Source organism: Vicingus serpentipes (assembly GCF_007993035.1).
Taxonomy (GTDB): Bacteria; Bacteroidota; Bacteroidia; order Flavobacteriales_E; family Vicingaceae; genus Vicingus; species Vicingus serpentipes.
In genome coordinates, this window is record NZ_VOOS01000002.1 from 502,246 (window position 1) to 519,270 (window position 17,025).

The following is a 17,025-nucleotide window of genomic DNA, read 5'->3' on the forward strand; positions in this document are numbered from 1 at the left end:
TCGAACTGTATTAATAAAATTGAAAAGCCTATTGTTATTTGATTTAATGAAAAAAAGATTTTTTAACCATCATAATCAAATTGAATAATTAACTTTAAAATCTTAAAATAAAAGACTTAAAATTGAACAACAATAAATTGAAATTCATTGATCTTTTTGCTGGATGTGGAGGTTTAAGTGAAGGATTTTACAAACAAGGTTTTAAAAGTTTGACTCATGTTGAAATTGATCATCATGCTTGTAAAACTTTAAAAACCAGAATGAAATATTATGGATATAATGATAATGATGTAAATGTTTTAGAAGAAGACATAACGTCTGAGGATATCATTTCCAAAATTGAATCTCATGTAAAAAATAAAACTGTTGATGTCATTATTGGTGGTCCTCCTTGTCAAAGTTTTTCTAGTCTAGGTAGAGCAAAAGATGAAAATGGAATGGCAGATGACCCTAGAAACTTTTTATTTGAAAGCTATATTAAAGTACTTAATCGATTTCAACCCAAAGTATTTGTATTTGAAAATGTTACAGGATTATTAAGTGCTAAAATAAATGGTAAACCAATAATCAATATTATATTAAAAGAACTTGGGAAGAAATACAATTTATTAAAAGATATTGATCAAATGGTTTTAAATTCATGTGATTATGGTGTTCCGCAAATTAGAAAAAGAGTTATTTTAATTGGAACACGAAAGGACCTTAAAATAAAACCTTCTATAATCTATAAAGGCATAATCAAAACTCACACTAATCCTGATAGTAAAACTAATAATGAAACTAATCTAAAAGATTTTGTAACTGTTAAAGATGCTATATCGGACCTTCCAAAAATAAAACCCGGTGAAGGAAAACCAATATTAAAACATGAAGTAAAATCAAATAATGAATATCTTTCTAAAATAAGAAACTTTAATGATTGTGAGATTCGAGATCATGTAGCAAGAACTCATAACCTTTCTGATAAGATGCGTTATAAAATAATGAGTAAAAACAAATGGACATTTGCGGAGTTACTTGAAAAAAAACCATCACTTAATCATAATAAACAACGTGTATTCAATAATAGTTATGTTGTTCAATTTTGGGATAAACCTGCAAGAACTATTATTGCTCATTTATATAAAGATGGTAATCAATTTATACACCCTGACCACACACAAGAAAGGACTTTAACTGCTAGAGAAGCTGCTAGACTTCAATCTTTCCCTGACGATTTTGTATTTGAAGGTTCTAGAACACAACAATACAAGCAAATAGGTAACGCAGTCCCTCCAATGATGGCTGAAGCTATTGCAAAAAGCATAAAACAGGTATTAGAAGATATTTAATATGTATACACCTATTACTGAAATAACTGATTTAAAATCAAAGAAATTCTTTATTGAAAAAATTGAGCTATTTTTAAAAATTACTAAAGCTTTTTCTGAAAAACATCATTTACAATTAGATTTAAATACTTGTATAGATGATTTTATTATTCATAAACTACTAAAGCTAAATATAATTAGTAAGCCTGAACATATTATCCTTCTTAAAAAAACATTAAAAAAGGATGTTTTTAATGACTTTGTTTCAGCTTTACATTTCCAACGAAATAATCTAAAAAAACTTGGTAATACTCTTGATAAATTAGATCCATTAAAACGCAAACAAGCTCAAAAAAAAGCAGATAAAAGTAGCGATCCACGAATTATAGATTTCTTTTGCGGAGCAGGAGGACTTAGTTTAGGCTTTCGACAAGAGGGTTTCCATATAGACCTAGCAAATGATTATGAAGCTGTCTGCATTGAAACTTTCAAATACAATCATCCTGAAGTACCAGAAAACAGGGTTATACATGGAGATATAAGGGAAATAGTGAACCATATTGAAAATTATATTGACAAAGAAATTGATGTTGTTGTTGGAGGCCCTCCATGCCAAGGATTTAGTTCTGCCAATCAACAAAGGGTTATAGATGATCCTAGGAATGAGCTATATAAATACTTCATCATAGGGATAACAAAAATAGCCCCAAAATTTGTTGTAATGGAAAACGTAAGAGGGATGCTACCTTATGCGGATCAAGTTGTTGAAGATTATCATAATATTTCTTTAAAAAAAAATGGAAAAACTTTATCCTATGATGTGGCATATAAAGTAATGGTATCGGATAATTTTGGTGTAGCACAAAAAAGACAACGCCTCATTTTTATTGCTGTAAGAAATGATATTTCAAAATCGAACAATATTACCCCACAGCAAATTATTAATGAAATAGATAAATCCTCTGAAAATGTAAAACGACATGTTTTAAAAGATGCACTTGCACATATAAAGCCCTTAGAAGCACCTAGAGTTAAAAACATGACAGATATTGATGATGAAATTACTGGGAAAAAGGTTGATGTAAATCAATTCCAAGGTAATGAAAACTCCTATCTGAAGCTAATCAATGAAGGTCGGAAAATAGAATATGTTTTTAATCACAAAGCCAGATACACGAATGATATTAATTATGAAATCTACGAGACTCTGGAACAAGGCGAAGATGGGACAAGCGAAAAAATAAAGCATGTTATGCCATACAAACACCGTAATCATATTTTTAAGGATAAATATTTTAAACTGATAGAGGACAAACCTTCAAGAACAATAACAGCACATCTAAAAATGGATTGTCATTCACATATTCACCCACGCCAAGTAAGAAGTATTACTCCAAGAGAAGCCGCTAGAATACAATCTTTTTCTGATGACTATGTTTTTTTGGGGGCATACCTTAAAACATATATGCAAATAGGAAATGCCGTTCCTCCGGTAATGGCTAGAGGAATTGCTAAGGTTCTTAAAAATTATATTAAATAACTATGAAAATTCAACAATTCATAAAGTCACTAAACAATACTGAAATTGGCAAAGGAGGTACTCATGAAAGCTACGTGTTGGTTTCTAAAAAAGTTGAAAATATTGGGAATATTTTTGATCCTGCAAATCAACACCCAACATTTATAAATTTAAAGAACGGTGGCATATTAGATAGTGTACATATTACATCTGGTAGAGAATTTCGAATCAATGGCCTAGGTGATTTTTACCGAAATAATAATGTTAATGCTGGTGATGAAATAGTTTTTGAAAGACAAGATGATGGTATAAAAACTGAGTTTTTCATTAATTTAAATACCAAGGAGAATTCAATCATTTTTCAAAAAAATAGTAGAGGTTTTGAAGTTTTAAATCCAGACCGTTTAGACCTATTAATGTCTGCCAATAGATATCAGGATGAAGTCAGCTATAATGGCCGTTCTGGTTTATTTGTGATTCAATTTATAGAATCTGCAAAAAAAAGATCTGATTCTCCTGATGAAACGGACTTCTACTCTATTTCTTTTAATGGTCAAGACATTTTAAACGATTTGAAAAGCAACGAATACCTTGAGCTTTCAAATTCTATAACAAATAAAATTTTAAAAAAGGTTGTTGTATGGCAATCCTACGAGTTTAACCTATAATCATCAATATGGCAAAACATTATATAATTTCAATAAGCAATTTAGTTGACACCTTTTCAAGAGCCCTAGCAGGAGAAGAATTTGACTTTACACTTTCCACAAGTGAATCATCTTTATCTGACTCCACCATATCGGAAGATGACTTTTTATTAGTTTCTATTGATGACAAAGTTTATTTCCAGCTTAAAGTAATTGATAAAACAGAAGAAGAAATTAAGCTAAAAAAAGTATTTGAAATTGAAAAATCAATTGCTTACACTATTGATGAAGAAGGAATTATAATTGAAATTGATAAAGAAGAATCTGATTTCATTTGTTCTAAGTTATTTGATCATTTAGTAAGTAAAAATGATCCTTCAGATGAAATTCAGATTGATCCTGAAGTATATGTTAAAGAAAAGTATACAGGTCGTTTTGTCTTTCAAGTTTTAACCTATCTAAATGAATTAGATAATTTAAATAGTATTAAACCTTTCTTTAAGGTCAATTCCGATCCAATTTATACTTCTATTAAGACTAATGAAGTTAGTTTGACATCAATTTTCAAAACTTCTGAGAATGAATTATCAAAGGAAGAGTTAACATTTAATGATGGTAAGCCAAGATTTTTTGAAGATGTAATTTTCTTTTGGAAAGACAAGAACTTCTACCTTTCAACAGAATGGACAAGTGGTAAAGATAGTAGATTAGATCTTGACAATTTTAAAATATTAATTGAAAAATATTATCCTAAATATTCAATTTATGAAGAAAATGGAAACTATTTCTTCTCAGATAAAATTCATGGTAAGATCAAAATAGATCAAGTTGAGTTTGATATATCTAGTTTTCAAAATGCTTGTAAAAATGCAGGCTTAGTCTACACAGACAAACTTATAACTCGATTTGTCAGTTCCCTTTTAACAAAACCATTTATAATATTAACAGGGCTTTCAGGTTCAGGAAAAACTAAGTTAGCCCAAGCATATGTGCAATGGATATGTCAAGAAGAAAGCCAATATCGCATTATCCCAGTAGGTGCAGACTGGACTAATCGAGAACCGTTACTTGGCTATCCAAATGCATTAAAACCCGAAGAGTATGTAAAGCCTGATAGCGGTGTTATAGACTTAATAATACAAGCAAATTCCAATCCTGAACTTCCACATTTCCTAATATTAGACGAAATGAATTTGAGTCATGTGGAAAGATACTTTGCCGATTTTCTGAGTGTAATGGAATCTAAAGATGAGCGGGGTATTCCTTTATATTCGGGTTCAAACCGATTTGACAATGAAGGTAAATTGATTTCAGGAAATCTAGAGGTTCCTGAAAATTTATTTGTAATCGGCACTGTAAATATTGATGAAACCACCAATATGTTTAGTCCAAAGGTTTTAGATAGAGCAAATACTATTGAGTTTCGCATAAATGATGATGAAATGATGACCTTTTTAGCCTCAACTAATGATCTAAATATGGCTGCATTGCTTGGTAAAGGATCCAATATGGCCCAGAATTTTATTGCACTTTCAAGTAATAAATCATTCACTACTGAAGATAGGGATGAAATCAATAAAGCACTCATGAACTTCTTTGGTGAATTACAAAAAAGTGGTTCTGAGTTTGGATATAGAAGTGCTACTGAAATTCTGAGATTGATTAATCAATTAGATGCTCTCGACAATACGATTAAGACTTCTGAAAAGATAGATATTGCTATCATGCAAAAATTATTACCAAAGCTACACGGTTCAAGAAGAAAGCTATCTCCTATTTTAGAGACTTTAGGTAGTTTTTGCTTAACAGAGGACTTAAAGGTGATTAAAGATGTTTTCGATAAAGTTGATTTTGATTACTCAAATGATAAAGTACTATACCCTCTGTCTTTAGAAAAAATTGCAAGAATGTACAAGGGGGCAATAGATAATGGATTCGCAAGTTATGCTGAGGCCTAGTTGATGAAAGAATTATCTGAAATAGCAATAAATTTAGATTCTGTTCAAGAAGACTTGACACTTTGGATCAGCTCCAAAAGGGACGGAACCTTATTTGATGGAATTGAAACAGCTATTGAAAATAATGAAGCTCGCTTTCAGTTAATTGAGGGTTGTTATTATGACTATGAGATAAGTGACAATCAATTTATGCTTGGTGATATTGGTGAGAATATAATTCAACAGCATAAACGTAAATCCAACATAGGTACAATCTCACCAAATATATTCGTTGGAACATTAGAGATTCCTTTACTGAAAAAGGAGAATTTAGAAAAGTGCAAATCAATTGATTTAGAAGTTCAATCCGTTAAATCTGGCTATCGAGATGATTACAGAGACATGCTTGAACTCATCACGGAGAAATGTACTGATTTACTTTTACAGTCTAATTCACCAGTTTCTCATCATTTTGATGTTGACTATTCAAAAGATAGTCAAACGCTCTATCAAAAATTTGCCTTCATTAAATCCATAATTAATTCGGCAGAGTTTAAGGATGCTGTTCATAGAATAGTGACAGCACCAGTAACCAAATGGACTGACATACATGAAGAAAAAGATATTAGAAGTGTAAGAAGGTTTTCTAATAACAACGTAAAAGAGTTAGTTAAAGGTGGGAAAAGAACGATTTTGCCTAGCGGTCATTATTTAGAAAGTTATGGTTTAAAAACACTTCCTGAAAGAATTACTAGTGTTCGTAAAACAGATTCAGTTGATACACCAGAAAATCGTTTTATTAAACATGCTTTAGAAACATTCTTAAAGTTTTGTTCCGATATCAATAAAGCTGCTCCTAAAGATTCAAAACTTGATTCCGAATCAAAAATATTAATCAGAGAGTTAGAGTCTCAATTACACCATTCTGTTTTTAAAAATGTTTCTAGACCAACGACTTTAAAACTTAATAGCCCTATCCTCCAGCGAAAAGAAGGTTATAGAGAGGTTTTAAGAACATGGTTAATGTTTGAGTTGGCTGCAAAATTAATTTGGCAAGGAGGCGAGGATGTATATGGAGCTGGGAAAAAGGACATTGCTACACTTTATGAATATTGGCTCTTCTTTAAATTATTAGACTTATTTCAAGAACTCTTCGCAATAGACCCTAAAGATGTTTCTGAACTAATTAAACCTTCAAAAGATGGTCTAAACCTTCAAATTAAACAAGGAAAGTTTACTGCATTGAAAGGTGTGTTTGAAACAGACACTAGAAAATTGAACATTCAATTTAACTATAATCGATCATTTAGTGGCAAGAAAAAATATCCTGATTCCGGCAGTTGGACTACAACTTTAAGACCTGATTACACGCTGTCTTTTTGGCCTTTTGGAATTTCCGAAAAAGAAGCTGAAAGACAAGAGTTAATAGTGCATGTTCATTTTGATGCAAAATATAAAATAGCCAATCTAACTGATTTTATAGAGCAGAATACTGCAAAAGATTTAGATGAAGAAAAAACTGAAAACAAGAAAGGAATTTATAAAAATGCTGATTTAATAAAAATGCATGCTTATAAAGATGCCATTAGAAGAACTGGTGGTGCCTACATTTTATACCCAGGAGATAAATCACTAAACCGAAAAGGGTTTCACGAGATTATACCAGGATTAGGTGCGTTCCCTGTTCGTCCATCTAAAAATGATAGTGGTATTGGGGAACTTAAGGCTTTCATTTTAGAAATTATTGAACACTTTATTAATAGAGCTTCGCAGAGAGAAAATATTGCAGCAAAAACATACCAAATCCATAGTAATCCCAAGCCAAACGAGATAAGAGAACCAATACCTGAATATATTAATAATGAAAAATTAATACCTGATGAAACTTTTGTATTGGTAGGTTATTACAAAAACAATGAACATTTAAAATGGATAGAAACAAAATGTCTTTATAACGTTAGGTATGGTGACAAACACCCTCTGACTACTAGAGACATTGGTGTTAGTTATATTTTACTTTATAACGATACAAATAAGACAGATAAATTATATAGAGTTTCAAAAAATAAAGGCCCAAAATTTTATTCAGGAACAGAACTAAGCGAAACTTTAGCCTATCCCAACAAACCTTCTCAACCAATGTATTTAGTCTATAATTTAGAACCAGTAAGTAAGGAATTCATTAATAAAGAATGGAATATCTCAACTATGAAAAATTCTAATTATAAACCTAAGACCATTTCTATTACAGAATTAATGAGTAAAGAAATTTTGCTAAAAAATAAATAATTTAAATTGGAATCTCAAACTCGATAAAAAATATTTATAATTTTGTGATTTTATTCCAACTCAAGCAATTCATCTTGTAATATTGCATTAAAAACTCGATAAAGATTATCTAGGTATATTTTAAGGTCTGAGAATTTCTTTTTAATTATTTCACCATTTTTATTTCTACATTCATCTAAATACAATTTATATGTTTTAGGGTTATAATCTGTTAATTTAGAACTTGGTCTAAAATGATCTTTCATTAATCTTCTATGACTTCTACTATATAAAGACATTCCATCTCCCATATATGTTTCTATTTCAGTTTGAATTCTTTTATCAAGTATACCATATCTTTCTGGAGAATAAATCACCTTATTAATTTCATCTACCATTAATTCATATTTACTATCTAAGTTAAATTCTGATGAAGAGCTCTTTTTAAATTTTTTTACTTCACAAATTGGCAATAAATCAATCAACGTATCTAATTTACTCCAATCTATTTTCTTTAAAATTTTATTCCAAGATTCTTCCTTCTTACATGCTTCATCTAGCCTTCCATCATCTAGATTTTGAAGTAATAATTGATTAATATAAATTAAAAATTCTTTTATCTTCGTTTCTGGAATATCCAAACCATCATTACTCCATATAGCTTGAAAATCAACACTATTATTTGACTTCAAAAGGTATTCTTGAATTAAAGAAATAGAATATGCAATAACATTTTTTCTTATTCGACCTATAGCATTTTTACCAGCTCCGTATTTTGATTGTAATAGCTTATAAAAGATGAAAGAACCTATTATATTAACAAAATACTCTTCACTTATTTTCTTATTTTCAGAATCAAAATGATCTCTTATTAAGTTATATCTTTTTTCGGCACTTCGAACAGAGATAAATGGCTCTATTTTGTTACTTAAAGCACAATAAAATAGAATTGACAAATCAGATTTTTCTAATTTTTGATTATTTGGAAACAGATTTAAAAAATGTTTCTCGTTTTTACTTAAATTTTTCTCAAGTTGATACTGTCCCCTAGTTCGTTCGAAATAATAATAATTATTTGAAGTTGGGTTTCTGAATTTTTTAGAACAAGTATGTAAATTTATTAAGTATTCTTCGTTACTAGATAAATCAGACTGTTTGACAGCGTTTTGTAGATTACTATTTTTAGCTATAGTAGATTGAATTTTAACTGAGTCAATATTTCTCCTAATTTCAGTAATTTTTGCCATAACATTAACCCTTTCTAAATCAACATTTAGCTTAGTCTTCTTTGCATCTTGTGTAGCAAAAAATATTGAAGATGTGGTCTGTCCACCATTTACAATCTGAAAATTCTTGAAAGTTTTTACAGAATTATCTTCATTTAATACAATTTCTGAAACAGTAACACAAAGACCATTATTATAGGCCAAAAACATCTCTGGGCCATTTATCAAAGTATCCTTTATACCTTTATTTACTTTTACTCTTGTTGACAGAAATGATCTTACATTACTTTCCAATAACCTCCCCCCAAAATCACTATAAATATTATAAAGAAATTTACCTGGAAAAATAGCGATAGCAGTGCCATAACTAGAATTTCCAATATCAGGTTTTAAAACATTTATTGGTTTATCATAATATTCTTCAACATCAATATCTAGTTTCTGGTTACTTTTATGTAACCTCTCTACCTCTTTGATATCATATATTCTAAAATTATAATCTATGGCTGAATCCATATCAGCTTTAGAAAGTATTTTTGATTTATCTACTTCTTTTTTATTTACAGCAGTATTATTTGTAAACAAATAAAAATCAATCTTAACTATATTATTTTTAAACACAGCTTGATAATCTTTATTCAGTGAAGATAAAACATGTGCTTTTGGAACATCAGTATTATTAACTCTAATGACATAATTTAGAACCCTATACAATTGTTTGAAAAATAATTCAACCTCTTTTAAATTTAATTTTCCATCGACATCTAAATTATTATAACTAGCAATAAACATTGAAAGAACAGTTTCATTTTCATTAATACAAAACCCATCAATTTTTAGATTTTGACCAGTGCTTTCTTCTTTAAAATATGGTGAATGAGTAAATTCATTAATTAACGATGAATCTTCTAAATAATCCGCTATGATTTCGCAGAATGCAGATTCTGCATTTAAATTAGGATCTTGAACGAACTTTTCTTCAATTAAAGATTTTAAGGTTTCATTAAAACTCATAATTAAAATTTTATAGATTTATATATATCCTCCTTCAACACAGATTGATCTTGTAAATTAAGAGTATAACTTACTTTTGAAATACCATCTGATAAATTACTACTTCTAACTATTCTAGGAAATTTATCATCAACATTATAAAATTCAGGACCTTCTAATAATTGAAAACCATAATTTAAATACTCAGCTTCAAATTCTTCTAAATATCCAACTTTAATTAATAGTCCTTCAAATTCTAATTTCGCTTCAAGATTTTTCATAATTAACTCTTTTATCTCATCAACAATATTTGGTAATGATTCAAATACTGCTCCTGGACGAAGTTTATACCTTTTTACATGATAAACAGCTAAAAATAATTTTTTTAGGCCATTATTGTCTAATTGCAATTCATTTGTAATCGAAATTTCTTTATTGTTGTTTTTCGAAGTGCATTTCACTTCAATTCCTGATCCATCTGGATAAATAAAATCTTGATTTTGATTATTAGGACCAACCCAACCTTCTAATACTTGCAGTAAAAATGATTTGTTTAATTTTAATAAAGATCTAAGTGCACAAAGCTCTGCAAACAAACCGAGTTGACTATTTTCAGTTAGTAACCCTCCTGACTTACCTTTAAAAAAGTTCATCCAAGCTTTTACTCTTTTCAAAACGTCTAATACAATTAATTCATTTGAAGAAGAACGAACTACTGAAACCAAATCATCCACGAATTTTGTGAAAATTCCATCCTCAGTTTCTTGCTTTAGTTTTATAATGTAATTCACATCCGGAATTTCATCTATATTAGCAGGATAAACATCAACTTTAAAGCTATTTAAAGTATTTATATTATTAATTATCCTATCAGCATTTTTTCCACCATTAGTTAATTGTAAAACAACGCATTTACGATTATCATCATCTTTATCAACAGCAAGTTTTATTTTATATTTGCAAGTTGAGCTTTTATCAAACTCTACTTGCCTAGTTAGGTATTTACTTCCATTACTTGGTAAGGCAATTAAATCTTCAAAAACTTTATTGTAATCCATTATCTAATTGTTTATGTTATTTTGAACTGTAATATTTATATAAACATCTTCATCTTTTAAATTTCTTCCTGCATTATTATTTGTTGGTGTTGCGACAGAAACACCAAAAGGAATATAATTGAAGTCGTTAGTCTCAAAATCTCCAAGAATATCAATTTGTTCTAGGTAAGTATTTTCTTTTAATACTGGATCGCCTTTTTTTACTTTTCTTTTTAAATAAAAATGTTTTGGATTCAATGCTACAAATGTTATAATTGGTCTGATTAAATCTTGACAAACCCTACTTGGTTGCTTTTTTTCTCTATCTCCTAGATAGGTACCTTCTTTTACAAATAAAGAGAGATAATTAGCATCGGTTAATTTACCTTTTGGTACTTTAAACATATTTAAATCACTATCTTCATGGGGATTTCTTTGAGCTAGGCCCAACTCTTTTCCACTAAAAAAGAAATTAACATCATTTAAACCTTCACTTGATTTTCTTCCAACAATTACTACATCTACTAAATCAAAGTTAAATTTTTGATAAAACTCAAATATTTTTTCAAAATCCATTGTACCTGAATTAGCTATCATTGAATATTTCTCTTTGAGATCATCTAATAATGTTAAAGGAACTTTTTTATAAATTACTCGATTATCATTTCTCTCAACTTCACAAGATGTTTCTAAATTTTCAATTAATTCCAATACAACTTTATGATTGTTAATCACAATTTCAGGATTTCTATCAATTCTAGTAGTAATTTCTTCTCCGCCAGCCCACGTAATTCTTCTTTCAGTAGCAGCACCCATTTTAGAAGTAACCTTAATACTAGTACTAGATTGTCTTATATTAATTAGAAAATCTCTTGGAGATGAGTTACTTTTTATCATAGCTATAATATCTTGTTTCATTTTGATATCAGCTTGACATATTTCACTAAAATCAAATGCTATTTCAGATGTGGTAATTATTCTACATAAATCAGCATAGTTGGAACGATATCCAAACCACCTTCCCATTTGCATCAAAGTATCAAACGCTCTTGCATGCCTCACAAAGTAACTAGTATGAAGCCCTTCTAAAGTCAACCCTCTAGACATTGTATTACCACCTATTGCAATAACTTTTCTACCTTCTGGATAAAGATGATAGTTTAAGCTATCTGGCTGAGAAGAGTTAACCACTATTACTTCTACTGCTGAAGCAAATTTCCTAACATCGTCTTTTAGTTCAGAAAAGTCTCTTGGTAAATTAAAATTACCATCAACAAAACTATTATTTGACTTATAAAAGTCCGTAAAATCTTGTTGAGACATCATTCCATAATCAAAACCATTTTGATAATCACCATTGTATATTAATTCAAGATTACTCCATACTATACCATCATTCTGCCTAATGGAATCTGAAATCATTTGCCATAAATCTCTTATCTCAACCCCCAACTGATTCTGTATTAATGTTAAGTGAGAAGCATGAATTAACATTGACATATTCTCACTTTCTTGTCCTCTATAAAACCTTATAGCTCCAGAAACTATAAAAATATATAATGCAGATTTTAATGATTCTGGTATCTCAATATTAGTAATATCTGTTTTATAACACTCTTTTAAATGTTGAGCAAACTCTTCAGTTTTATCTAGCAATAACATACCAGGTAGATCATCTTCTTCATTTTCACTAGCAAAATATTTTTCTGGTCCGAGATAATTTGTCGGCTGATCTAGTCTTACAATAAAATCCTCAGGAAATACATCACGATAATGTTCATTATCGATAGGTATAAAAACATTCGCGTAAGGAGTTGCTGTATAGCCTACATAGGCCCTACGAGAAAATTTATTTAATAATTCTTTAATCAATTTATTGATCATTGAAGGTGTATTTGAAGGATCTGTAATGCCATTTTCATCTTCAATTGGTTTATCCAAATCCTCAATTTTAAATTTTGTATTCACACTTGCTTGATCACATTCATCATCAATAATTAAAACAGATTTGGAAGAAACTTGTTCATTGTTAATAGTCAATTTTCCATCGATCCATTTATTCAAGTTTCTTAATACACTTGCATTTTTTTTCACAACTGCTATTAAAGGAATATCAGCATCAAAATTAATTGTATTCATAACGGCCGCTTTTAAATTAAAATCGCCATCTGATGCTGAAGTAGTTAAAGTCTGTGGTCTTCTATTCTTTGGGGTAAATTGATAAGGTAATTTCCCAACTCCAACTATTTCATCTTTTCCTTCATTTCTTTGAAACCCACAGACTCCTTCATCAATTCTAAATTGAGTTTGCTGTCTTAGGTTATTATGTAAGCCAGCCAAAACAACTATAAAACGATAACCTACATCTAATCCTTTATTTATCAAACCCACATAATTCCCTGTTTTTCCAGATTGAACATAACCTATTACCATTCCTTTTTTCTCAAAATCGATATCCTCATTTGGATTTGCCATTCCATCCAAAATAGCATCAGTACTGCTATCAATTTCATTAATCACTTTAGCAGGATACTTTTTATCTTTTTGTAAATAAGTTTTATAATCAGTCCAAAAAGGAAAATCACTATCGTTTGGATGATTCTGCTTGTAGTTAGCAATCCATGGCCTTTTGTATTTGTATAATGTATCACTTTTCCCAATTCCAATCGTAAAATGACTTACTAGTTCATTTTTAATCAACCCATCATCTGCATTTGGAAACATTGTAGCAAACTGTTTAACCGCATCACCAATTAAAGTATTAGAAATTTCTTCTCCTGCAGTTTCTTTTGCTTTTATGAAAGCGAAAACTACATCAAAAAGTATTTTATCTTCTTTAGTCATATTGAATATTTAAATTTTGTAATTGTTTTTTATCAAATGAAAGTTTATTGAATGGCTCAACGTGAATTAATGCTTCAAAAGCCTGCTTTTCATCAAATTTAGATTCTTGGACAAATTTTTGAAACAACTCATCAAATTTTTCTCTTAATTCGTCATCCCCATGATATGGTTGCTCAACCTCTTCTGCTGATTTTCTAGCAAAAATATTGTCAATAGGCAAATAACTCTCTAAGTAGTCAATTAAATGATTAAATTTTTCTTTTTGAGAACTACCTAAAGAATCTAAAAGGTCTTTGTATAGTGCATGATCTTTATTAATCGAATAGTAATCTTTTACTCCTAGCTTACTCCCTTTTGATCCAAAATTCCAAATTGGCTCGATTTTCTTTTCAACTATCTTTTTTCTGATTTTATGTTTCTTTATTCCTCCATGAAATCTAAATGTATCATTTGCTTGGGCAATAATAGAATTACACTCTGGACTTAATAAGCTTTCTGTAAACTTTGGTATCCTAACCGAAGATTTACTAATATTAACATCCCAAGCAGTGTCAGATTCATTTGAATTAGATAAATCTATTTCAACCCTAGCCAAAATATGATGATGTTCTCGATTCAACAATCCCAACCATCCTCCTCGATATATCAATCTTTTATTTCTATATACAAATATTCCTTGGTTATGAAAAAATGTACCAAATTTAGATTGAAGATTGTACTGGCTTTCATTTTTAAACTCACTCCTATGTCGAAGAACATGTCCTCTGAATTTAAATTTATTCCCGAAAGAATCAAAAGGTATTTCAATTTGACTAGTCGAGGTTGCTCCTTCAAAAGGGTTCCAAAATTCAATTTCTGTATTGTTTACAAAAATATTAATGATACTATCAAACTTGTGGAATACCAACGAAAAATGTTCTATTACTTTCTCTATCTGTCGATAATAATTAGAATAGTTATTTACTTCAATTTTATCCAAATTTTCCCAAAAAACAATAGTCCAAGCTTCCTTCTCAAAAAAATCAGGATCTTTTAACCTAATCTTAATCTTTTCGAGTATTGATTCTGGGTTAATACTATCAAAAACTTTCCAACCATTTTTTCCAATATAATCTATATCAAATATTAGAGAGGCAAGTTCTGTGTATTCAGTTTTAGATATAACTGTTAATCTTTTGCATTGAGAAAAACTTGCAGTCTTTAGTCCTAAACCAAATCTACCTAAATCTGATTCTGATCGAATTGCATCTACACCTTTACCACCAAGAGTAAATGCGTCAGCAATTCCGTCCCTTGTCATTCCTTTACCATCATCAACTATTGCAACCCAATCTAATTCATTTGCTCCACTATTCAAATCATTATTTATTATTTCAATATTGCTTGCTCCAGCAGCAATACTGTTATCTATAATATCAGCTAAGGCTGTTTTTAAATTATACCCTATACTCCTTAGAGATCCTAACATACTGCTAGGACTTGGTTCTATATTTATTACATCTCCACTCATTATAGACTTTATATTATTTCTTTTTGTTTAAAAATATTTTATTTACTATTTCTGCTATTTGAAATGCTAAATATGGTGGTACAGCATTTCCTACTTGATGGTATTGAGCTGTTCTTGGTCCACAAAACAAATAGTTATCAGGAAAGGTTTGAATTCGAGCTGCTTCTCTCACTGTTAGACTTCTACATTGCCGAGGGTCATAATGAATAAAATAATGTCCATCTTTTGAAATGTGACTTGTAATTGTAGTAGCTGCTAAATCAGGCATTTGCACACGGAATCTATCTGTGAACTTTCCACTTTTAGCACTTATATGGTCAGGTAAAAGTTCAACACTATGCTCTTCATAGTCTTTTAATCTAGGAAACCGCTTGTTTTTTTCAGCATATGTACTAGCAAAAAAATAGCGTTTAAGATCTTCCAACATATGTGTCCTACTTTGATGATTACATACTCCCCCCAATCTATCATCATTATACCAATCTTTTAATGGATTATCATTGTTAGGAGTTTTACATTTTAAAAACTCAGAGCCAATACCTTCATTAGAAAATTTAATTAAACTCAATTTCTTACTTGATTTAAATACTTTCCAAGAATAAATTTCCGTTTGAAAATCAGAAATATTTTTTTTCCAATTTTCATATGAATCTATTTCATTTTTATAAACCCTTTTCTTCTTTCCATCAATCGTTTTATAAGAAATAATTGATCGTCCTAATCCGCTCCTTAATTGAGGTAAATCACTTATGATGCTTTTTAAACTAATTTCTTTAGATCCCTTCTTTAAAATATTTGGAATTATTTGAATATCTTCTCGTATTCCAAGTAAAATAACCCTATGCCTTTTCTGTGGAACATTAAACAACTCTGTTCGAATTAAAAAGTCTCGACTATCTTTATATACAGGATTACCAAATGAATCAATATTCTTTGGTTCTGTAGAAAGAGAATAAACTTTATATTTAGGAGATTTTGTTTTTTTAAATACTGAAGATGGGTTCTGAAGATCATTTAAAATACAATCAAACATCATCTGCCCATTTACTTTCGCAGACAAAAGACCTTTCACATTTTCCATCACGAAAACAGAGGGATGATGAATCGCAATTACTCTAAGGTATTCTTTATATAAAAACACTCTATGATCTGCTTCTTTTATCCCTCCTACTCGTGACCTTCCAGCCATCGAATATGCTTGACAAGGTGGCCCACCAATTAAAAGCCAATCAGAACTTCCATTTAAACCTTCTTTTATTCGTTTATCAATTAGATCAGTTGGGTAATCAGCTTTGCCTAATTCACACAACCATGCTTCATTTTTGGCTTTTTCAGCTTGTTTTGGATATCTTTCAAATAAAATTGAAATTAATTTTTCTCTCTTAATTAAATCTTTTTCACGAAGTACTTCATAATAATCTTCTGGCACTCCTCCATTTGAAAATTGTCTTGTAAAAGCCCTAAGCTGAAGAGTTTTATGAGCATTTTCATCCTTTTCAATTGAAAGTTTTATATCAAACGCTCTATTTTTTCCAGAGTAAAAAGAAGAAAAACCCTCCCCTAAACCTCCTGACCCTGCAAATAAATCAATAATTGGTATAGCTTCTTTAACTTTCAATATGAATTTTTAAGATTTAAATATGTAAAAAAAATATTAAAATAACAATGATTATTAACTAGTATTGACATATTATTACACCAAATGGAGCTTTTGCATCATGAATTAAAGTATGA

The 17,025-nt window shown here is 29.7% G+C and carries 10 protein-coding genes; 5 read left to right on the plus strand and 5 right to left on the minus strand.

All coding sequences use genetic code 11. The features are described 5' to 3' along the window. Positions 1-122 precede the first annotated feature (122 nt). The 5 genes from FRY74_RS06235 to FRY74_RS06255 are packed head-to-tail and all read left to right on the plus strand — an operon-like array spanning position 123 to position 7,702. Entirely contained in the window at positions 123-1,331 is a 1,209-nt protein-coding gene (locus tag FRY74_RS06235; protein WP_223265836.1) for a DNA cytosine methyltransferase, read from the plus strand. A gap of 1 nt (position 1,332) precedes the next feature. Continuing rightward, positions 1,333-2,850 carry a DNA cytosine methyltransferase gene (locus FRY74_RS06240; protein WP_147099684.1) on the plus strand — a complete coding sequence of 506 codons (1,518 nt, stop codon included), beginning with the start codon at positions 1,333-1,335 and terminating at the stop codon, positions 2,848-2,850. A 2-nt stretch (positions 2,851-2,852) separates the two neighbouring features. After that, complete coding sequence (locus FRY74_RS06245) at positions 2,853-3,497, plus strand: hypothetical protein (RefSeq protein ID WP_147099686.1); 645 nt, start codon at positions 2,853-2,855, stop codon at positions 3,495-3,497. Between the two features lie 8 nt (positions 3,498-3,505). Then, on the plus strand, positions 3,506-5,434 hold the full coding sequence (locus tag FRY74_RS06250; protein WP_147099688.1) for an McrB family protein: 1,929 nt from the start codon (positions 3,506-3,508) through the stop codon (positions 5,432-5,434). Positions 5,435-5,437: 3 nt separating this feature from the next. Further along, entirely contained in the window at positions 5,438-7,702 is a 2,265-nt protein-coding gene (locus FRY74_RS06255) for a DUF2357 domain-containing protein (RefSeq protein WP_147099690.1), read from the plus strand. A gap of 50 nt (positions 7,703-7,752) precedes the next feature. Here the strand turns inward: FRY74_RS06255 and FRY74_RS06260 are convergent, their stop codons facing one another. The 5 genes from FRY74_RS06260 to FRY74_RS06280 are packed head-to-tail and all read right to left on the minus strand — an operon-like array spanning position 7,753 to position 16,909. Continuing rightward, positions 7,753-9,921, minus strand: coding sequence for an AIPR family protein (locus FRY74_RS06260; RefSeq protein ID WP_147099692.1), 2,169 nt, complete (start codon positions 9,919-9,921; stop codon positions 7,753-7,755). A 2-nt stretch (positions 9,922-9,923) separates the two neighbouring features. Continuing rightward, positions 9,924-10,958 carry a PD-(D/E)XK motif protein gene (locus tag FRY74_RS06265; protein ID WP_147099694.1) on the minus strand — a complete coding sequence of 345 codons (1,035 nt, stop codon included), beginning with the start codon at positions 10,956-10,958 and terminating at the stop codon, positions 9,924-9,926. Between the two features lie 3 nt (positions 10,959-10,961). Continuing rightward, positions 10,962-13,781, minus strand: coding sequence for a Z1 domain-containing protein (locus FRY74_RS06270; protein ID WP_147099696.1), 2,820 nt, complete (start codon positions 13,779-13,781; stop codon positions 10,962-10,964). Further along, on the minus strand, positions 13,774-15,291 hold the full coding sequence (locus FRY74_RS06275) for an ATP-binding protein (protein ID WP_147099698.1): 1,518 nt from the start codon (positions 15,289-15,291) through the stop codon (positions 13,774-13,776). The genes FRY74_RS06270 and FRY74_RS06275 overlap by 8 nt, the downstream gene beginning before the upstream one ends. A gap of 13 nt (positions 15,292-15,304) precedes the next feature. Then, positions 15,305-16,909 carry a DNA cytosine methyltransferase gene (locus tag FRY74_RS06280; protein ID WP_147099700.1) on the minus strand — a complete coding sequence of 535 codons (1,605 nt, stop codon included), beginning with the start codon at positions 16,907-16,909 and terminating at the stop codon, positions 15,305-15,307. Between the last annotated feature and the right edge of the window lie 116 nt (positions 16,910-17,025).